Origin of the sequence: Kitasatospora sp. NPDC002965 (assembly GCF_040611255.1) — a bacterium.
Classification (GTDB): Bacteria; Actinomycetota; Actinomycetes; order Streptomycetales; family Streptomycetaceae; genus Kitasatospora.
This window is the reverse complement of sequence record NZ_JBEXNT010000044.1, coordinates 40,263-60,344: the sequence shown is the minus strand read 5'-3', so window position 1 is coordinate 60,344 and position 20,082 is coordinate 40,263. Positions and strand designations below refer to the sequence as shown.

Genomic DNA, 20,082 nt, shown 5'->3' with positions numbered 1-20,082 from the left:
CCGCAGCCCTGCTCGCCGCCGTCCTCGCCGGCACCGCCACCGCCGCGCCCGCACGGGCCGCGGCGCCGTGGACGGCCGACACCGTCCGGCTCAGCACCGGCCCGGCCGGCGTCCAGCCCGACGGCGACTCCTGGCCCGACAGCCTCAGTGCCAACGGGCGCTACGCCGTCTTCGGCTCCTCCGCCACCAACATCGTCGCCGGCGACACCAACGGACAGTCCGACGTGTTCGTCCGCGACCTCGTCACCGGCCGCGCCGAGCGGGTCAGCCTCACCGCGGCCGGCACCGAGGCCGACGGCTCCGCCATGGACGGCTCCATCAGCGGCGACGGCCGCTACGTCGTCTTCGCCTCCACCGCCGCGCTCGTGCCCGGCGACACCAACGGCGCGGAGGACGTCTACGTCCGCGACCGTTTCGCCGGCCGCACCGAGCGGCTGTCCGCCGGTGACCCGGCCCGCGAGCAGCCCGGGCTGAACTCCTACCTGCCGACGATCAGTTCGGACGGCCGGTACGTGGCCTTCGCCTCCAGCAGGACCGACCTCGTCCCCGGCGGCACCCCGGCGCTCGCCAACGTCTACGTCGCCGACCGGCGGACCGGCGCCGTCCGCCTGATCACCGTCGGCGCGGACGGCTCCCCGGCGGACCGCCCCTCCGCCGCGCCCGTGCTCAGCGCCGACGGCAGCACCGTCGGCTTCATCTCCAAGGCCACCAACCTGCTGCCGCCCGGCGAGGGCGGGCCGGTCGATCCCGACGCCGACCGCGCGAACGCCCCGGTCGTGGCCGCGGACCGTGCCGACGACCACGTACCCGGCCGGCCCGCCCACGCCCCCGAGCGGGCCCCCCGCCGGGCCCGGGCCGACGGCCGGGCCTCCGGGGCGGGCACCGAGATCCTCAAGCCCCGTCTGTACCCCTTCTACGTCCACACCCTGGCCACCGGGAAGACCGTCGGAGGCAGCCTCGACGAGAACGGCGAGCTCAGCGGCTCCTCCACGGGCGCGCTCAGCCCCGACGGGCGTTTCGCCGCCTACTCCCAGCTCGTCCCCAACCGGCCGGGCGACAGCGGCTTCGACCGGCACTACGAGATCCGCGTCCGCGACCTGCGCACCGGCACCGTCCGTCAGATCCCGCCCGGCCTCCCCGGCACCACCACGCTGGACGACTCCTTCGGCGCGGTGATCGCGTCGGGCAACCGCTGGGTGTACTTCACGTCCTACGCCGACAACCTGGTCGCCGGCGACACCAACGGCGGCGAGGACGTCTTCCGCCACGACCTGTGGACCGGGCGCACCGAGCGCGTCAGCGTCTCCTCCGACGGCGCCCAGAACCCCGGTCTCTCGTCCGGACCGGTCGTCGGTGCGCTCGGCACCACCGTGCTGTTCGCGTCCACCGACGGCACGCTCGTCCCCGGGGACACCAACGCGTTCGGTGACGCCTTCGCCCGCCGGCTGCCGCCGTCCTGACCGGCGGGAGCGGGCCCCGGCGGGATCGCCGGGGCCCGCTCCGTGCCCGGCAGGACAGGAGTCCGACGGGTCAGACGCTCGGGGCCGCGTCGGTGGGCGGCCGGTCGACGGCCGGGAGCGGCCCTGCGAGGTACACCGCCTGCGGGGCGAGGGCGGGGGCGGGCGCGGCCAGGGCTCCGGCGACGATCAGGCCGAGTCCGGCCAGGTGGAACGGGAGGGAGAGCAGGACGGGCGCGTTGATCGCCATGGCGAGCCCGAGTTCGTCGTAGAGGCTGTCCGTCGCGAAGGCCAGCACGACCGAGACGACGATCGGGCTCACCGCCATGACGAGGCAGCCGATCATCGCCAGGCGGGCGTTCCGCCCCCTGCGGCGCAGGAAGGTGCCGGCCACGACGGCTCCGGCCAGCGGGACGAGGACGTTGGCGGATCCGACGATCAAGCTGACCAGCCGGGCCGTCTCGTAGTCGGTCACAGCACTCCATCAGTGGTCGGAAACCGGTGGGTCGGCGAGCAGCACCTCTCGGAACGCGAAGATAGCGGTCCGGCAGGGCCGCGTACAGCCGGATTCACCGCACGCCCGGCCCTGCCGGACCGCACCCCCGCGCTCACCCCGCCGGACGGCTGAGCAGACGCCCGTCCGCCGACACGGCGAGGAGGCGGCCGGCGTGGGCGGCGAGGGCGACGGCCGGCGGGAACGAGCCCTCCGCCGGGACGAACGGGACACCCGGCCCGGCTGTCGGGGGGCGGGTGGCGAGGCCGGCCGGGGTGAGCGCGTGCAGGCGGCCGTTCAGCACCGCGAGGGCCGTGGCCCCGGCGGCGGGACCGAGCGGACGCCAGGGCTCCTCGGGGGCGAGGGCGGACCGGTGGTGCAGGGTGTCGTCGTGCGGGGTGACGGCGAACAGCGTGCCGTCGCAGACCGCGAGCGCCGCCGTCCCGCGCGGGACGTGACCGGCGGCGGCCCAGGGGGCCGGGCCGGGGACGGGGTCGCGGGTGAGCAGCCGGTCGTCCTCGGTGACGGCCAGCAGGGCGAGCGGGACCGGTCCTGCGGCCTCGCGCGGGGCGGTGAGGCAGCGGATCGGGGCGACCGGTGCGGCGGCGGGCCCGGGGGCGCTGCCGGTCCGAGCCCCGGCGGCGGGCCCGGACACGGGCGGGCAGGGCGTCCAGGGGAGGTTCTGGTCGCCGGGCTCACGGTGGAGCAGGGTGGTGCCGTCCCCGGCGACGGCGAAGAGCAGTCCCTCGCACACGGCGAGGGCGCGCAGCCCCTCCGCCGGACCGACGGTGTGCCAGCGCGGTGCGGCGGCGCCGCCGAGGCGGTCGAGGACGTTGCGGGTGATCCGGTCGACCACCGGATCGCCCAGGGCCCGACCCCAGTTGATGGTGGCGGCGTTGAAGACGGTCCCCGCGCCGAGCCGGTGGACGCCCATGGTGGCCCAGCCACCCTGCCCGTGGGCACGCCAGTGCCGCAGGTCGGCGGTGGCGAGGACGGCGAAGGAGCGGGGGGTGCCGTCGCGGCCGGTGGCCCGCGGGACACCGGCGGACCAGTCGAGTTCGGCGGCGTCGGTCTCGTAGCCGAGGGCGCCGCGCGCGAAGGTGTCGCCGTCGGCCAGGCCGGTGCCGTCGAAGACCCAGTGGTCGGCGAAGCGGACGGTGTACGACTCGCGGCCGATGACCGCCATCCCGTCGCCCCAGGCGCCGGCGCCGTGGCGGAAGCTGACGCCGGTCATGGTGTTCTCCGGACGGTCGACCGGGGAGCTGGACCACTCGACGGTGGCACGGCGCGGGTCGGTGGCGGTGACCGGGTCGGCGGCGGCGTCCCGGTGGCAGACCAGGGTGCGGCCGCCGTCCTCCAGGCGGATCTGCCACCACGCCGTATTGGCCGCGAAGAAGGCCAGGTTGCCGCCCCGGCGGGCGAACTCCTCGACGGTGTCCCGCATTTCGGCGGACCAGTACTCGTCGTGCCCGTTGACGACCAACAGCCGGTAGGAGGAGAGGAAATCGGCGCCACCGGGCCGGTCGTGCAGGTCGAGTCCGGAGCAGTACTCGACCGGGTATCCGGCCCGGGGCAGCCAGTGGAGCAGCGGCTCCTCCCAGCGCTCGGGCGGCGGACCGCCGCCGGGCGCGTCGAGCGGGACCCGGGCGGCGCGGTCCGGCTGTTCGGCGTAGTAGAGGCCCCGGCCGGGCTGTCCGGCCCGGTGGTAGGCGCGCCAGGTGGCGAACGGGATCGAGACCAGGGTGCCGGAGACGGCGCCGGGCCGGGCGGCGCGCACCACGAACCAGACCTCGTGCTCGGCGTCCCGCTCGGGAGCGGGCTGCTCCGGGCGCTCGTCGTGGAAGCTCGCCCGGTAGAGCGAACTCGGCCAGCCGACGGGCACGGTGAGGTCGAAGAGCCGCCCGGTGACGGCCGTCTTGAGCCGGACCTCGCCGGTCACCGCGTCGGTGACGACGACCCGCCCGCGCAGCGGCCGGCCGCTCCGGCCGCCCTCGCCTCCGTCGCCCCCGCCCCCGTCGTCGTCGCCGGGGGCGAGGTGGAAGCGGAGCCGCCCGCCCTGCACGCACGAGGTGCCCTCCGCGCGGGCGAGCGGCCTCGGGACCGGGCCCGCCGTCACGAGTCCGCGTCCCGGTACCCGGCGAGCAGCCCGGGCAGGTCGGCGAGCCGGGGCGGCCGGCCGGCGGCGGAGGCGACGACGACCTCCTCGATCGCCCGCAGATGGGCGTGGACGGCGTCCGGGGGCAGGTAGGCGGTGTCGGCGGTCAGGGTGACGGTGAGGGCCGTGTCGTCCCCGGTCAGGTGGAGGCAGTAGCGGCAGGCGACCCGCTCCTGGGTGGCCGGGAAGTCGAGGACGGTCCGCCGGCGGAGCGCGGCCAGCTCCTCCCCGGCCGGCAACGCCCCCTCGCGGAGCGGCCGTTCGACCAGTCGCATGTCGTTGAAGCAGCAGTAGGGGTGGACCTCGGTGCCGCGCTCGCGGGCGATCCCGGCGAGCAGGGCGTCCCACTCCACCGGGTCGTAGGCGGCGGCCCGGTAGCCGGCCAGCGCGGCCCGCCAGGCGGCCGGGAGCAGGTCGGTGAAGACGATCCGGCCGTCCGGGTCCGCCGGCAGGTCCAGGACGACCAGGGCGTCCTGGGAGAGCGTGCCGACGAGGTCGCGGTGGTCCCGGGCGGCCCGGTTCCCGGCGATGGGCAGGACGGCCGCGGCCGGGTGCCCCTGGTCGGCGGCGACCAGGACCGCCGATGCGGCGAGCAGCACCGTGGAGCCGCTGACCAGGTGGGCGGCGGCCAGCGCGTCGACCGCCGGCGGAAGGGCCGCGGAGACCAGCCGGCCGGTCCAGAACCGGGGCGTGCGCGGCTCGGCGACCGGCTCGGCGAACATGGTCGGCGGTACCCGGCGCAGGTCCGCCTCCCAGCGGGCCAGCGCGGCGGCGCCCCGGCGCCGGCCGGCCGGTCCGTGCTGCTCGTGCGCGAGGTCGAACGGGGTGTCGGCGCAGGGCCGGCCCGCGGAGCCGCGCCGGACCAGCAACCGCAGGTCCCGCAGCAGCACCTCGGCGCCGTGGCCGTCGGAGGCCAGGTGGCAGAGGGCCAGCACGGCGTGGGTGATCCGGCCGCCGCTGCGGACCGCGCCGATCCGGACCGGCCACTCCTGCGTGTAGTCGAACCGCCGCCCGGCGAGCACGGCGAGCAGGTCCTCGGCGGCCTGCCCGGCTCGGGCCGGATCGGGCTCGTCGTGGACGGTCACGCCGATCTCGCCGCCGGCGAGGAGGTGCTGGCGCGGTTCGCCGTCCTCGTCCAGGACGAGTCGGGTGCGGAGCGCCTCGTGCCGGGTGAGCAGCGCGGCGACGGCCTCCGCGAACCGCGGCACGTCGACGGGGGCTCCCCGGTCGGCGAGCGGGAGCACCCGGCCCAGGTTGAAGTAGTGGTCGTTGGGCACGGTGCGGCCGATGGCGTGCCAGATGGCGCGCTGGCCCCAGGTGAGCGGCGCGAGGCCGGTGCGGGTGCCGGTGAAGGCGACGGTGAGGTCGCCCGGCCCGGCCGGGGGCGGGTCGGTCACGGCCGGCCCGCCCACGTCCACGGCCGGCCCGGCTTCGGCGGGTCCGCTCATCCGGTGGGCTCCACCCCGAGTCGGCGGAGGCGTTCGGCCAGGCCGTCCAGGCCCTCCGCGTGGAGCGCCGGGTCACCGAGGTCGATCAGCACCTCGTACTCCTCCTCCAGGCCGTCGGCGAGGCGCAGCAGTGCCAGCGAGGAGACCCCGAGGGCTGTCAACGAGGCGTCGGAGGCGAGGAGTTCGTCCTGTCCGAGCTGCCCGTCGGTGGCGTCGGAGAGCAACGCGGCGAGGCGGCGACGCAGGGCGTCGGCGGGGGCGGGCGCGGCGGCGTTCACCGGGCGGCCCCGCCGGTGGCGGCCGCCTGCTCGGCGAGGCGGCGGCGCAGGCTGAGCGGGCGGATGTCCGGCCAGACCCGGTCGACGTGGGCGGCGCACTCCTCCTCCGTCCCGACGAACCCCTCGGCACGCCAGCCGGCGGGCAGCGGGGCGCCGGACGGCCAGAGGGCGTGCTGCTCCTCGTCGTTGACGACCACCTGGTACGCGGTTGCGGTGCTCACGGGCTACTCCTTGCGAAGGTCGGCGACGGCGGCGACGACGCCGCGCACGGTCGGGGTGTCGAAGAAGACGTCCAGCGGGACGGTGACGCCGAGCTGTCGGCGGATCCGGGCGGCGATGGACGTCATCAGCAGCGAGTGGCCGCCGAGGTCGAAGAAGTCCTCGTCCGGCCCGAGGTCGTCCAGCCGCAGCACCTCGCGCCAGATGGCGAGCACGGCGGCGGTGGTGTCGTCGGGCTCGTCCGGCCCGGTGGTCGGGGCGGTGGCCGGGGCGGCCGGCTCCGGCCGGACGGTGACCGGTTCGGGCAGGGCCGCGCGGTCCAGCTTGCCGTTCGGGGTGAGCGGGAACGCGGCGAGCACGACGTAGGCGCTCGGCAGGACGGCGGCGGGCAGCGTGGCGGCGAGGTGGGCGCGCAGCTCGTCCGGCCCGGGCGGAGGACCGGCGGGACCGGCGGGGACGACGTAGGCGGCGAGCCTGCGGTCACCGTCGGGGCCGTACAGGGTGGCGGCGGCCCGGGCCACGGCCGGGTGTTCGGCCAGCCTGGCCTCGATCTCGCCGAGTTCGATCCGGTGGCCGCGCAGCTTGACCTGCGTGTCGGCGCGGCCGACGTACTCCAGGGCGCCGCCGGGGTGCAGCCGGACGAGGTCGCCGGTGCGGTAGAGCCGGGCGCCGGGCGGCCCGTACGGGTCGGGGAGGAAGCGGGTGGCGGTGAGGCCGGGGCGGCCCCGGTAGCCGTGGGCGACGCCCGCACCGCCGAGGTACAGCTCGCCCGCCAGCCCGGAGGGGACGGGGTGCAGGCGTTCGTCCAGGACGTGGGCGCGGGTGTTGGCGAGCGGCTCGCCGATGCTGACCCGGCCGTCGGTCTCGACGGGTTCGGCGAGGGTGGACCAGACGGTGGTCTCGGTGGGGCCGTAGACGTTGACCAGCCGGGCGGTGGCGGCGGCCAGTTCGGCCGCGAGCGGGGCGGGCAGCGCCTCGCCGCCGGTGAGCGCGGTCAGACCGGGCGCCGTGCCCCGGAGGCCGGCGTCGAGCAGGACCCGCCAGCCGCTGGGGGTGGCCTGGACGTGGCTGATCCGCTCGCGCCCGATCAGCCGGAGCAGCGCGGGCCCGTCCCGGTGGGCACCCTCGGGGGCGAGGACGACCCGGCCGCCGGTGGTCAGCGGGAGCAGCAGCTCGACGGTGGAGATGTCGAAGGAGAGCGAGGTGAGCCCGAGCCAGCGGTCCTCCGGGCGGCTGCCGAGCCGGTCGCGCAGGGCGGCGAGCAGGTTGGCGAGCGCGCCGTGCGGCACCTCGACGCCCTTGGGGGTGCCGGTGGAGCCGGAGGTGTAGAGGACGTAGGCGGGGTGGGCGGGTGAGGGGCCCGCGGGCAGCGCGGGCCCCTCACCCCGTCCGGGGGCGCCCGCCGGTGCGGGGGCCAGGTCGCCGGGCGCGAGGTCGCCCGGCCCGGAGGGTTCGCCGGTGACCCGGAGGGCGAGCCCGGCGTCGGCGCGCAGGAAGGCGAGCCGCTCGGCCGGGTACTCGGGGTCGAGCGGCAGGTAGGCGGCGCCGGCGGCCAGCGCGGCGAGGACGGCGACCAGCTGGTCCCGGCCGCGCGGCAGCGCGATGCCGACCAGCGTGCCGGGGCCGGCGCCGTGCCGGGTGAGCGCGGCGGCGGCGTGCGCGACCAGGGCGGCGAGTTCGCGGTAGGAGTGCGCGACGCCGTCGGCGACCAGGGCGACGGCGTCCGGGGTGGCCGCCGCGCGGGCGGCGAACAGGGCGGGGACGGTGTCCTCGGCGAGCTCGGGACGGGGCGCCGGTGCGGCCGGCCGGGCGGCCCGTTCGTCGGGGCCCAGCAGCGGCAGGTCGCCGACGGGGGTGGCGGGGTCGGCGACCACGCCGTCCAGCAGGGTGGTGAGGTGGCCCGCGATCCGTTCGGCGACACCCGGTGCGAGGGCCTCCGTCCGGTACTGCAGGCTTCCGGTCAACTCGCCCTCGGAGTCGACGAACTGGAGGTGGAGGAGGTTGCGGGCGGTGCCCGCGAAGCCGGTCCAGCGGACCGTCGCGGCGAGGTCCCCGGCCGTGGTGCCCGCGGCGGCGAAGCCGGGGCCCGCGGTGCCGGCGGGCCGGCGGCGGTAGCTGAGGGAGAGCGGGGTGAGCGCGGTGCGCGGGGTGAGGCCGCGGACGGCCCGGCCGAGCGGCACGGTGCGGTGCCGGTACAGCGTGCGCAGTTCCCCGCGCACGGCCCGGGCGAAGGCGGCGAACGGCTGCCCGGCCGACGGCTCGGTGAACAGCGGCAGTTCGTTGACCGCCAGGCCGACGGCGGTCTCCTCGCCGGGGCGTCGGACGGAGAGTTCGAGGGCGGTGGCGGGCGCCCGGTTGCCGTAGCGCAGCAGCAGGGCGTGCCAGGCGGCGGTGAGCAGCTCGAAGCGGGTGACGCCCAGCCGGTCGGCCGTGCCGGCCAGCGCGGTGTACCGGGCACCGGTCAGTCGGAAGGGGACGGCGGCGCCGGGCCCGGGGGCGGTTCCGCCGTCCGCCGGCTGCCGCAGCCCGGGCAGGACCGGCACACCGGGCTCGCGCCAGCGGTCGGCCCAGTACGCGGTGGCGTCCGCGACGTCCTGCGGCGCCGGTTCGGCCGCGGCGGGGGCGGGGGCGGGGGGCGCCGATTCCCGGAGGTCACCGCGGTAGGCGGCGGCGAGGTCGGCGACCAGCCGGTCCTTGGACTCGCCGTCGAAGGCGAGGTGGTGGACGGTCACCAGCAGGACGTGCCGGCCCGGCCCGGTCCGGTACAGGCCGAACCGGGCGAGCGGCCCGGCGACCAGGTCGAAGCGGGCGGCCGTCTCGTCGGCGAGCAGCTTGCCGAGCTCGTCCTCGCCGCAGTCGGCCACCCGCAGCTCGGGCGCGGGACCGGCCAGGACGGCGGTGCCGTCGGGGGCGATGCGGCTGCCGAGCGCGGGGTGCCGGCGGGCGACGGCGGCGCAGGCGCCGGCCAGCGCCGGGACGTCGAGCGGGCCGTCGAACCCGACGGTGACGGCGAGGTGGTAGGCGGCGCCGGCGTCGAGGGTCTGCTCGGTGAGCCAGATGCCGTGCTGGGCGGGGCTGAGGGGGGTGCTCATCGGGGTGCCTCGGGGGACTCGTGGGTCGTCAGGAGCCGGCGCAGTTCGCGTTTGAGGACCTTCCCGCCCTCGTTGCGGGGCAGTGCGTCGCGGAACAGGACGGTGGCCGGAAGCTCGTGCGCGGCGAGCCGGTCGAGCAGGAAGGCGCGCAGCTCGGCGGGGGTCGGTGCCGCGTGCTCGGGCCCGGCGCCGGGGGCGAGCACGACGACGGCGGCGACCACGCTGCCCAGCACCGGGTGCGGGATGCCGAACGCGGCCGCGTCGGCGACCAGCGGGTGGCGGTGCAGGGCGTTCTCGACCTGGAGGGTGGACACCTTGTGGGCGCCGGACTTGATCACGTCCTTCTCCCGGTCGAGCAGGTGGAGGAAGCCGTCGGCGTCGATCCGGCCGAGGTCGCCCATCCGGACCCAGCGGCCCTGGAACACCGTCGTGTCCCGCTCGCCGAGGTAGCCGCGCGGGGCGGTCGGCGAACGGAGCCAGAGCTCGCCCGCTTCGCCGGGCGGCAGCGGCCGGCCGTCGGCGTCGGTGATCCGCAGGTCGGCGAGCGACGCCGGCTGCCCCGGCGACTCCGGGTGCTCCGGGTCGAAGAGCAGGGTGACCTGGGCGGGCGCGGCCTCGGTGGAGGTGTAGTAGTTGGCGATCTGGGCGTGCGGGAAGGCCCGGCCGAGGGCCAGCGCGACCGCTTGCGGGAGGGCCGCGGCGGTGGAGCCGACCAGCTTGACGCCGTCCAGCGCACCGGGGGCGTCCGCCCCTGCCTTGGCGAGGGCGGCCGAGCCGAGCAGTTCGATCGCCGTCGCGGGGACGAGGAAGACGCTGCCGACGTCGTGTTCGGCGATCAGCCGGAGGAACCGCAGCGGGGTGAACTGGGGGGCGGCGATGCAGGCGGCGTGCGCGTTGAGCGCGTTGACCAGCATGGTCTGGCCCGCGTTGGTGCCGACGGGGAAGGAGTGCAGGAACGCCGTGGAGTGCCGCAGCGGGCGGCGGCGCTCGTCCAGGGTGCAGCCGTACGCCAGGTTGGCGTGGGTGGCGGTGACGCCCTTGGGCGTGCCGGTGGTGCCGGAGGTGTAGAGGATCTGGGCGGGGGCCGCCGGATCGGCGGGCGGGAGGCCGGGATCGGCGGGGTGGCCGGCGGCGTCCGCCTCGGTGAGGGCCGTCACCCCGTCCGCGGCGGCGGGGGCGTCCGCCGCCGCGTGCACGAGGAACCGGGCCCCGGAGTCGGCGAGGGCGTGCGCGGTGACGGCCGGGGCGAGCCGGTCGGAGAGCGGGACGGCGACGCCGCCGGCCCGGAGCACGGCCAGGTGGGCGACGGCGTAGGCCGCCCAGTCGGCGGTGCCGTGGCGCAGGCCGACCCGGTCGCCGGAGCGGAGTCCGGCGGCGCGCAGCGCGCCGGCGAGCGCTCCCGAACGGGCCTGCCAGGCGCCGAAGTCGAGCCGGTCGGGGCCGTTGACGATCGCGGTCCGCCCGGGGTGGGCGGCGGCCCGGTGGGCGAGCAGCTCGGGCAGGGTGGCGGGGGCGCGGTTCATGCGGCGCCCGCCTTCGCCCGGTCCGCGGCTTCCGTCGCGGCCCGGCGGTCGGCCGCGAGGCGGGCCCGCTCACGCAGCCCGACCAGGTCGTCCGGTTCGGCGTCGGGCACGTCCCGGTCGAAGCGGGCGAGCGCGGGCAGCCGCAGTCCGACGGCGACCAGGACGAGCATGGCGAGGCCGAACAGCACGTACATCAGGGCGATGCCGCGCCCGGGGCCGGTGCCGATCAGCGGGCCGAAGACCGGGGCGAGCCCGCCGCCCGGCTCCATCAGCGGGCCGAACACGGCCGAACCCAGCGGGGCGATGACGCCGTGGCCGAGCGGCAGGGTCGACCACGCGACCAGGGTGTTGAGCGCGAAGACGCGGCCGTGGAACCGCTGCGGGACCTTGACCTGGACGATCGTCGAGTAGACGCCGTTGACCAGGGAGAGCGCGAAGGACATCCCGAACGCCCCCGCGGCGATCACCCAGAGGCCGGCGTTCAGGCCGGTGACGGCCCCGGCCAGGGCGAGCAGGGCGGCCAGGCCCAGCATCCCGCGCAGCCGGTGCCGGCGCGGTCCGCCCCAGAAGCCCATGGTGACGCCGCCGAGCAGCGCGCCCGCGCCGCCGGCCACCGCCACCCGGGCGGCGCCGTCCAGGTCGTCGAAGGCGAGCACCATGGGCGTGATGAGCAGGAACAGCGGGGAGAGGAAGACGTTCAGCCCGGCGAACCAGAGCAGCATGGCCCGGAAGCCCCGGTTGCGCCAGGACCAGCCGAAGCCCTGCTTGATCTCCGCGGTGAGGGACTCGCGCCGGGTCCAGGGCAGCGTGCGGGGGAACCGCACCGCGAGCAGGATGCCGATCGCCAGGACGTAGCTGGCCACGTCGATGATCAGGATGCCGCGCAGGCCGATCGCCGCCATCAGCGCCACGGCCACCAGCGGCACGACGAACTGCGCCGTTCCGAAGGCGAGCTGGACGATCCCGTTGGCATGGCCGAGGTACTGCTTGGGGACGATCTGCGGCACCGCGGAGGCGTAGGCGAGGCGTTGGAAGGTGAGTGCGACGGAGAGCACGCCGAGCAGGACGTACACCTCCCACGAGTGCAGCTGCCCGGCGAGCAGCAGGGCGAGCATCGCGGCCTGGGTGGCCCCGGCCGCGACGTCCCCCGCGAGCATCACCTTCCGCCGGTCGAGGCGGTCGACCAGGGCGCCGGCCAGCGGGCCGACCAGGATGCCGGGGAGCATGGCGACGACGGCGTAGAGCGCGTACCGCGCCATCGAGCCGGTCTCCAGCAGGATCCAGATCGGCAGGGCGAACTCGGTGAGCGCGGAGCCGGTGATGGAGGCCAGCTGGCCGGTGGCGACGGCGAGGAAGCGGCCGAGGCCGGGCTGCGGGCCGTCGGGCTCCGCCGGGGCCGGCGCGGCCTCGGGGGCGAGCGGCGTGTCCGGGTCGACCGCGGCGTCGGGGGCGACCGGCGTGAGCGGGCCGGTCTCGCCGTGGAACCACCAGGAGTTCTCCGGCGCCCGGGCGGGCAGCTCACCGGTCTCCCCCGCCAGCACCGCGCGGTGCACGGTGGTGACCGCCTCCGCGACCTCGGCGGCCCGGTACTTGACGAAGAAGTGACCGCCCTGGTCGAGCACGGCCACGGCGGAGCGCTCGGCGAGCAGCAGCCACTCGCGGTAGCGCTCCTGGTAGAAGTCCGCGGCCGGGTCGTGGTCGCCGACCAGCGAGACCAGCGGCGCCCGCAGCCGGGGCGCGCCCGCGGCCACCTCCGCGATGGCGCGGGTGAAGTACGCCTCGGCGGCCTTGGAGTCCCGGCGCATGTTGCCGACGATGAACCGGATCTGGTCCTGGTCGAGCTCGGAGGTGTCGACGCCCATGCCGGTGAGCCAGTTGACGTAGACCCGGTCGCCGAGCAGCGGCTCCAGCGAGGCGAGTCCGCTGAGCGCGGTGAGCACGCGGCTGCGCGGCTTGGCGAACGGGAACTGGGCGCCGGCGTAGACCGCTTCCAGCTCCCGCCCGGAAGCCTCCAGCAGACGGGCGGTCGCGACGGCCAGCGCGGTGCCGACGCCGCAGTGCCCGTAGACCACGACGGGCCCGTCGACCCGTTCGCGGACCTCCGCGGCCAGCTGCTCGGCCAGTTCGTCGAAGGGCAGGTGTTCCTCGGTGACACCGATGTCGTGGCCGGGGATGGCCACCGCCCACAGTTCGGTGTCGGCGGGCAGCAGGTCGGCGACGGGCTGGTAGACGACGGCGCTGCCGCCGCCGTACGGGACGCAGACCAGGGTCAGCCGGCGGCGGTCGGCGGGGACGGGCCGGGTGAGCCGGTGCAGCAGGCGGCGCGGGCCGCGGTCCTGCTCGTCGAGGGCGGCGAGCGCGGCGAGGTCGCGGACGGTGCGGCAGGTGAAGAGGTCCATCACGCTGACCGGGCGGGCCCCGGCCTCGGGGAGCCGCCGGCGGGCCTTGGCGACCACCTGGGTGGCGAGCAGCGAGTGGCCGCCGAGGTCGAAGAAGTCCTCGTCGGTGCCGACCTCGGGCAGGCCGAGCACCTCGGCCCAGATCTCGGCGAGCACCCGCTCGGCGGGTGTCCGGGGCGCGGTGGCGCCGGCGTCGCGGCGCAGGCGCGGCGCGGGCAGGGCCCGGCGGTCGAGCTTGCCGTTGGGGGTCAGCGGCAGCGCCGGGAGGACGGCGAAGGCGGTGGGCACCTGGTGGTCGGGGAGGGTCCGCTTGAGTGCGGCGCGCAGGGCGGCGGGGTCGGGTTCGTCGGCGCCGGGCTCGGGGACGAGGTAGCCGACGAGCCGCTTGTCGCCGGGCCGGTCCTCGCGCACGACCACGGCGGCGTCGGCGATGCCGGGCCGGGCGCGCAGGGCGGCCTCGGTCTCACCGGGTTCGATCCGCAGGCCCCGGATCTTGACCTGCTGGTCGATCCGGCCGAGGTGTTCGAGGGCTCCGTCCGGCCGGCGGCGGGCGAGGTCTCCGGTGCGGTACAGCCGGGCACCGGGCGGGCCGTAGGGGTCGGGGACGAACCGGGCGGCGGTGAGGCCGGGTCGCCGGTGGTAGCCGAGGGCGACGGCGGGGCCGCCGATGTGCAGTTCGCCCGGGGCGCCGGGCGGCACCGGCCGGAGTGCCTCGTCCAGGACGTAGAGGCGGGTGTTGTCGATCGGCAGGCCGATCGGGACGGTCTCCAGCGGGCCTTCGCACTCCCAGGCGGAGACGTCGACGGCGGCCTCGGTGGGGCCGTACAGGTTGGCGAGCGCGCAGCCGGGCAGGCGGCCGGTGAACTCCCGTGCGGTGTCGGGCGGGAGGGCCTCACCGCTGCACACGACGCGGCGCAGTGCGGTGCACTCCTCGATGCCGTCCTCGGCGAGGAAGACGGTGAGCATGGCGGGGACGAAGTGGGCGACGGTGACGCCGGCCCGCACGATCAGGTCCCGCAGGTAGCCGCTGTCCTTCTGGCCGCCGGGCTTGGCGAGGACGATCCTGGCGCCGGTGGTGAGCGGCCAGAAGAACTCCCAGACGGAGACGTCGAATCCGGCCGGGGTCTTCTGCAGGACGGCGTCCCCGGGGCCGATCCGGTAGGCGTCCTGCATCCACCGGATGCGATTGGCGATGGCCCGGTGGGTGTTGGGGACGCCCTTGGGGCGGCCGGTGGAGCCGGAGGTGTAGATCAGGTACGCGGTGTCGTCGGGGGCCGGTCCGGCGGGACCGGCGGGGCCGCCGGCCCGGGTTCTCACCCGGGGCCACTCGGCCGGGTCGTCGAGCAGCAGGACGCGCGCGGTGCAGCCGTCCGGGACGGGGAGCCCGCGCTGGGTGAGCAGGACGGGTGCGGCGCTGTCCGCGAGCAGGAAGGCGAGCCGCTCGGCCGGGTACTCCGGTTCGAGCGGGGTGTAGCCGGCGCCGGCGCGGAGCACGCCGAGCAGGCCGGCGACCAGCTCGGGCGAGCGTTCGGCGCTGACCGCGACCAGGCTGCCGGGGCCGATCCCCTCGGCGGCGAGGCGGGCGGCGATCCGGTCGGCGGCGGCGTCGAGCTGACGGTACGTCAGGACGGGCTTGCCCTCGAAGGCGACGGCGACCGCGTCCGGGGTGCGGGCGACCTGTTCGGCGACCAGGGCGGTCAGCGTGGTGGCCGGGCGGTCCACGGCGGTGTCGTTGAACTCGTCGATCTCGAAGCCGCGTTCGGCCTCCGGGAGCTCGCCGAGGGCGGACAGCCGGGTGTCCGGATCGGCGGCGACGGCGGTGAGCAGCCGGCCGAGGTGTCCGGCGAGGCGGGCGATGTCGCCCTCGGCGAACAGGTCGGTGTTGTAGTTGAACGAACCGAGCAGGCCCTGCGGCCACTCCTGGAGGAAGAGTTCCAGGTCGAACCGGGTGCCGCTGGCCCGCACCCCGAACGGCTCGACCTCCACCGGCAGTCCGTCGATCCCGTCGCGCTGGGTGGCGTAGTTCTGCACCGCGAGGACGGCCTGGAAGACCGGCGGCCGGGTGACGTCGCGGGGCACCTTGAGCTCGGTGACCAGCTGGGCGAAGGGCAACTCCTGGTGGGCGTAGGCCTCCAGGCACGTCTCCCGGGTGCGGCGGAGCAGCTCGGTGAAGGCCGGGTCGCCGTCGAGGCGGGCGGGCAGGGCCAGCACGTTGACGAACATGCCGACCAGGGCTTCGAGTTCGGGCTCGGTGCGGCCCGCGACGGGCGAGCCGACCGCGAACTCCCGCTGCCCGCTGTACCGGGCGAGCAGGGCCTGGAAGGCGGCCAGCAGCACCATGTGGACGGTGGCGTCGTGCTGCTTGCCGAGCGCGGTGAGCCGGTCGAGCAGGTCCCGGTCGACCGCGAAGCCGTAGCCGGCGCCGTCGAACGTCTGGCGCGGCGGCCGGGGGCGGGAGAAGGCGAGCTCCAGCGGTTCGACGCCGGCCAGCTCCCGGCCCCAGTGCGCGACCTCGGCGGCGAGCCGACCGCCGCTCAGCCGCTCGCGCTGCCAGATGGCGAAATCACCGTACTGGACGGCGAGTTCCGGCAGCGGGTCGGGCCGGCCGGCCGCGTACGCGGCGTAGCCGCGGAGGATCTCGCCGAGCAGTACCTCGCTGGACCAGCCGTCGCCCACACTGTGGTGGACGACCAGCAGGAGGACGTGGTCGTCGTCGGCGAGCCGGATCAGCAGGGCACGCAGCAGCGGGCCGTTCTCCAGGTCGAACGGGACGGCGGAGGTCTCGTCGACCAGCCGTTCGGCGTGCGCCTCGCCGTCGGCGTCGGTCACCGTGAAGGCGGCCGGGCCCGCCGGGTCGACGGCCAGCAGCGGGCGGCCGTCCTCGGTGGCCGGGTACCGGGAGCGGAGGGTCTCGTGCCGGGCGACGGAGGCGTCCAGGGCGCGGCGCAGGGCTCCGGCGTCCAGCGGCCCCCGCAGCCGCCGGACCACCGGGATGTTGTAGGCCGCGGTGCCCGGTGCGAACTGCTCCATGAACCAGAGGCGTTCCTGGGCGAAGGAGAGCGGTACGGGCGCGTCGGCGGCGCGGCGCGGGATCGCCCCGCGCGGGGCGGTGCGGGCGCGCAGCCGCCGGCTGAGCAGCTCCCGCTTCGCGGCGGTGAGACCGGCGGCCGGGGCCGGGACGGTGGCCGCAGGGGCCTCGCCGGTGGGCGACGGGGCGGTGGGCGACGGGTCCGCCGGGGGCGCGCCCGCAGCGGGCGCGTCCGCCCCGGCGGCGGAGATGGTGATGTCGGTGCTCATTGCGGCGTTGCGGTCCCTTCCAGGGCGTCCTGCGCGGCGAGCAGTTCCTCGACGGCGTCGTCGGACAGCGCGGCGAGCTCGGCGACCAGGGCGGCTTCGACGGCGTCGGCGAAGGCGGCCACCGTGCGGTGGGTGAAGAGGGTGCGCAGCGGGACGGCGAGGTCGGCCGTCCCGCGGATCCGGGCGATGACCCGGGTGGCGAGCAGGGAGTGGCCGCCGAGATCGAAGAAGTCGTCGTGGACGCCGACCCGGTCGAGGCCGAGCACCTCCTGCCAGACCTCGGCGACCAGCTCCTCCGCCTCGGTGCGCGGGGCGAGGTAGGCGGCGCGCAGGTCGGGGCGGGTGTCGGGGGCGGGCAGGGCCCGGCGGTCGAGCTTGCCGTTGGGCGTCAGCGGCAACGCGTCGAGCGCGACCAGGGCGTTGGGCACCAGGTGGGCGGGCAGGGTGGCGGCCAGGGCGGCCCGCAGCGCGGCCGGGTCGGGAGCCCCCGCGCCGGGCGCGGGCACGACGTAGCCGACCAGGCTGTCGCCGCGGGCGACCACCGCGGCCTCGCCGATGCCGGGCCGGGCGAGCAGCGCCGACTCGACCTCGCCGGGCTCGATCCGGTAGCCGCGCACCTTGACCTGCGCGTCGATCCGCCCGAGGAACTCCAGGGCGCCGTCGGCGCGGTGGCGCACCAGGTCACCGGTGCGGTAGCGGCGGGCGCCGGGCGGGCCGTCCGGGTCGGGGACGAAGGCGCGGGCGGTGGCCCCCGGCCGGCCGAGGTAGCCGTCGGTGACACCGGCCCCGCCGACGACCAGCTCGCCGGGAGTGCCGGGCGGTACGGGCGCGCCGTGGCGATCGAGCACGGCGACGGTGGTGGCGCCGATCGGCCGGCCGATCGGCGGGCGGTGTCCGGCGTCCGCGGCGGTGAGTTCGGCGGTGGTGGCGATGACGGTGGTCTCGGTGGGGCCGTAGGAGTTGACCAGCCGGACGCTGTCGCCGAAGCGGGCCCGCCAGGCGGCGACGGCCTCCGGGGCGACCTGGTCGGCCCCGAGGATCAGCAGCCGCAGACCGGGCGGCCAGGGGGTGGCGTCGAGGTCGGCGGCCAGCCGGTGCCAGTACGGCGTGGGCAGGTCGAGGACGGTGAGGCCGGCGGCGGACGGCTCGGCGAGCTGGTCGGGCAGTGCGGCTCCGGCATCGGCGACCACCAGGGCGGCGCCCGCGGCGAGGGCCGGGAACACCTCCTCGGCGCAGGTGTCGAAGGAGAGCGAGGCGTACTGGAGCACCCGGTCGGCGGCGGTGATGCCGTAGCCCTCGCGCATCCAGGCGACCCGGGCGGCGAGCGCGCGGTGCGGGACGAGGACGCCCTTGGGGGTTCCGGTCGAACCGGAGGTGTAGACGAGGTAGGCGGTGTCGTCCGGCCCGGCGGCGGCCCCGGCCGCGAGCGGCGCGGGCACGAGCGGCGCGGGCGGCGCGGGCGGCGCGGGCGCGACGTCCGGGGCCGGTCCGCCGGGGCCGTCCGCGTCGGCGGGGAGGACCGGGCGAGCGGGGAGGACGGGGATCACCGGGACCGCGGTGGTCAGGCCGTCGACGGGCGCGCCGTCCGTGGTGACCAGCACCGCGGCGCCGCTGTCGGCGAGCATGAAGGCGAGCCGGGCGGCCGGGTACTCCGGGTCGAGCGGCAGGTAGCCGGCGCCGGCCCGCCAGGCCGCCAGCATGGCGACCACCGCGCGCGGCCCGCGCGGCAGGCAGAACGCGACCAGGTCGCCGCGCCGCACACCGTGGGCGGCCAGCCGGGCGGCCAGGGCGCGGGAGGCGTCCGCGAGCTGCGCCCGGTCGAGGGTCTCGTCGCGTCCGACCAGCGCGACGGCCGCCGGTTCCGCCGCCGCGGCGAGGTCGATCGCGTCGAGCACGGTGGCCGGGTGGTCGGGCAGCGCCGGTCCGGTGGACTCCCCCGCCCGGGCGGCGCGTTCGTCCGCGTCCAGGAGCGGCAGCCGGTGGACCGGGGTGTCCGGGTCGGCGAGCGCGGCCCGCAGCAGGGTCTCGAAGCGGCGGCCGAGCCCGACGACCCACTCCTCGTCCAGCAGGTCGGTCCGGTAGCCGAACACGGCCTGCAGGTCGGCGCCGTCCGGCCGGACGTCCAGGGCCAGTTCGAACTTGGCGGCGGTGTGGCCGCCGTCCGTCTCGGCGCAGACCAGGTCCGCGAAGGCGTGCTCGTCCAGCGCTCCGCCGCGCTGGGTGTGCACGGTCAGCAGGGTCTGGAAGAGCGGGGTCCGGCCGGGGTCGCGGTCCGGCCGGAGCTCCTCGGCGAGCTGCTCGAACGGCACCCGGCCGTGGCCGAGCGCGCCCAGCCAGTCGCTGCGGACCCGGCGCAGCAGCGCGTCGAAGGTCGGCGCGTCGGCGAGGTCCGCGCGCAGCACCAGGGCCGAGGAGAAGTAGCCGACCGTCGACTCGCTCTCGACGGTGGTGCGGGCGGCGGTGGGCACGCCGACGCAGAAGTCGTCCTGGCCGGTGCAGCGGTGCAGCAGCGCCTGGTAGGCGGCGGCCAGCACCATGAACGGGGTCATCCGGCGAGCGCGGGCGAAGGCCTCCAGTTCGGGGCCGGCGCCGCGCAGGATCCGGGTGTGGAAGGCGCCCGTGCTGCCCGGCCCGGTGGGCCGGGGCCGGTCCAGCGGCAGCTCCAGGGCGGGCGCGCCGGCCAGCCGCTCGCGCCAGTACGCCACCGCTCCGGCGGCCTCCGGGCCGGCGAGCCAGGCGCGTTCGGCGGCGGCGTGGGCGGCGTAGGAGGGCGGGGCGGGCAGGTCGAGCGGCCGTCCGGCGCGGTGCGCGGCGTAGCGGTCGGCGAGTTCGGTGCGGAGCAGGCCGAGTGACCAGCCGTCGGCGGCGATGTGGTGCAGGACGAGGCAGAGCACGTGCTCGCGGTCTGCGGTGCGCAGCAGGGCGGCGCGCAGCAGCGGTCCGGCGGCCAGGTCGAAGCCTCGGTTGGTGCGTCCGGCGAGCGCGGCGGCCGTCTCCTCGGTGGGGCGTCCGCGCAGGTCGATCTCGTCGAGCGGGACGGGCGCCGCCGCGTCGACCAGGGCGACCGGCCGCCCGTCCTCGGCGGGGAACCGGGTGCGCAGCGCCTCGTGGCGGGCGACCAGCCCGTCGAGGGCGGCGCGCAGCGACTCCGGGGCCAGCTCGCCGGTGAGGCGCAGCACCAGCGGGATGTTGTACGCGGGGTCGCCCGGGTCCAGCTGGTCGAGGAACCAGAGGCGTTCCTGCCCGACGGTGAGGACGGCGGACGTGGCGGTGGCGATGGACGTGGCGGTGGCGTTGACGACGTCGGTGGTGGTCGGGCTGCCGGGCGTGGACGGCTGGGCAGGCCGGTGCTCGGGCTCCTGGACGGTCCTGGACATGGTGCTCCTCGGTACCCGCCCCGCAGAGGGGACGGCGGGTCTGGGACATGGCTCGGCCGCGTGCCCTGTGTGGGTGGGAGGGAGCTGCGCGCTCGGCGAAGGCGGCGGGCCCCCGTATGGCCGCCGCAGTGCGGATCATGCTAGGGAGCCCCCAAGGGGGCGTCAATGGTCTGGACCAGTTAGACCGGTGGGACCAGTGTGACGGGTGGGACAGCCAGGGCGAAGGGGTCCGATCCGGGCGTGAACGGCGGAAAGCCGCCCGAAACACAGGCTGGGACGGCCCCACCCCGGACGCGGTCCCGGCGCCGCGCGCCCCTCCGCCCGGCCCTTCGCGCCGTCCGCAG

10 protein-coding genes are annotated in these 20,082 nt (G+C 77.0%); 1 reads left to right on the top strand and 9 read right to left on the bottom strand.

Going from position 1 to position 20,082, the window contains the following annotated elements; translation table 11 throughout:
- Positions 1 to 1,460, top strand: a 1,460-nt coding sequence (locus ABZY91_RS19035; RefSeq protein ID WP_355403721.1) for a hypothetical protein, incomplete at its 5' end; no start/stop codon positions are given.
- A 70-nt stretch (positions 1,461 to 1,530) separates the two neighbouring features.
- On the opposite strand, the gene ABZY91_RS19030 is transcribed toward ABZY91_RS19035, so the two are convergent.
- From ABZY91_RS19030 to ABZY91_RS18990, 9 genes are all read right to left on the bottom strand, one after another.
- Complete coding sequence (locus ABZY91_RS19030) at positions 1,531 to 1,932, bottom strand: hypothetical protein (RefSeq protein WP_355403719.1); 402 nt, start codon at positions 1,930 to 1,932, stop codon at positions 1,531 to 1,533.
- 133 nt (positions 1,933 to 2,065) lie between these two features.
- Positions 2,066 to 4,066 carry a N,N-dimethylformamidase beta subunit family domain-containing protein gene (locus tag ABZY91_RS19025; RefSeq protein ID WP_355403716.1) on the bottom strand — a complete coding sequence of 667 codons (2,001 nt, stop codon included), beginning with the start codon at positions 4,064 to 4,066 and terminating at the stop codon, positions 2,066 to 2,068.
- Entirely contained in the window at positions 4,063 to 5,553 is a 1,491-nt protein-coding gene (locus ABZY91_RS19020; protein WP_355403713.1) for a condensation domain-containing protein, read from the bottom strand. Before ABZY91_RS19020 ends, ABZY91_RS19025 begins: the two co-directional genes overlap by 4 nt.
- Complete coding sequence (locus ABZY91_RS19015; RefSeq protein ID WP_355403711.1) at positions 5,550 to 5,831, bottom strand: phosphopantetheine-binding protein; 282 nt, start codon at positions 5,829 to 5,831, stop codon at positions 5,550 to 5,552. The genes ABZY91_RS19020 and ABZY91_RS19015 overlap by 4 nt, the downstream gene beginning before the upstream one ends.
- Positions 5,828 to 6,052 carry an MbtH family NRPS accessory protein gene (locus ABZY91_RS19010; protein ID WP_329951317.1) on the bottom strand — a complete coding sequence of 75 codons (225 nt, stop codon included), beginning with the start codon at positions 6,050 to 6,052 and terminating at the stop codon, positions 5,828 to 5,830. The genes ABZY91_RS19015 and ABZY91_RS19010 overlap by 4 nt, the downstream gene beginning before the upstream one ends.
- Before the next feature lie 3 nt (positions 6,053 to 6,055).
- Positions 6,056 to 9,142: an amino acid adenylation domain-containing protein gene (locus ABZY91_RS19005; RefSeq protein WP_355403707.1), complete on the bottom strand. Its 3,087-nt coding sequence runs from the start codon at positions 9,140 to 9,142 to the stop codon at positions 6,056 to 6,058.
- The gene (locus tag ABZY91_RS19000) at positions 9,139 to 10,665 is read right to left on the bottom strand and encodes a class I adenylate-forming enzyme family protein (protein WP_355403705.1); all 1,527 of its coding nucleotides are present in this window, start codon (positions 10,663 to 10,665) and stop codon (positions 9,139 to 9,141) included. Before ABZY91_RS19000 ends, ABZY91_RS19005 begins: the two co-directional genes overlap by 4 nt.
- Positions 10,662 to 16,361 carry an amino acid adenylation domain-containing protein gene (locus tag ABZY91_RS18995; protein WP_355403703.1) on the bottom strand — a complete coding sequence of 1,900 codons (5,700 nt, stop codon included), beginning with the start codon at positions 16,359 to 16,361 and terminating at the stop codon, positions 10,662 to 10,664. The genes ABZY91_RS19000 and ABZY91_RS18995 overlap by 4 nt, the downstream gene beginning before the upstream one ends.
- Positions 16,358 to 19,738, bottom strand: coding sequence for an amino acid adenylation domain-containing protein (locus ABZY91_RS18990; protein ID WP_355403701.1), 3,381 nt, complete (start codon positions 19,736 to 19,738; stop codon positions 16,358 to 16,360). The genes ABZY91_RS18995 and ABZY91_RS18990 overlap by 4 nt, the downstream gene beginning before the upstream one ends.
- Between the last annotated feature and the right edge of the window lie 344 nt (positions 19,739 to 20,082).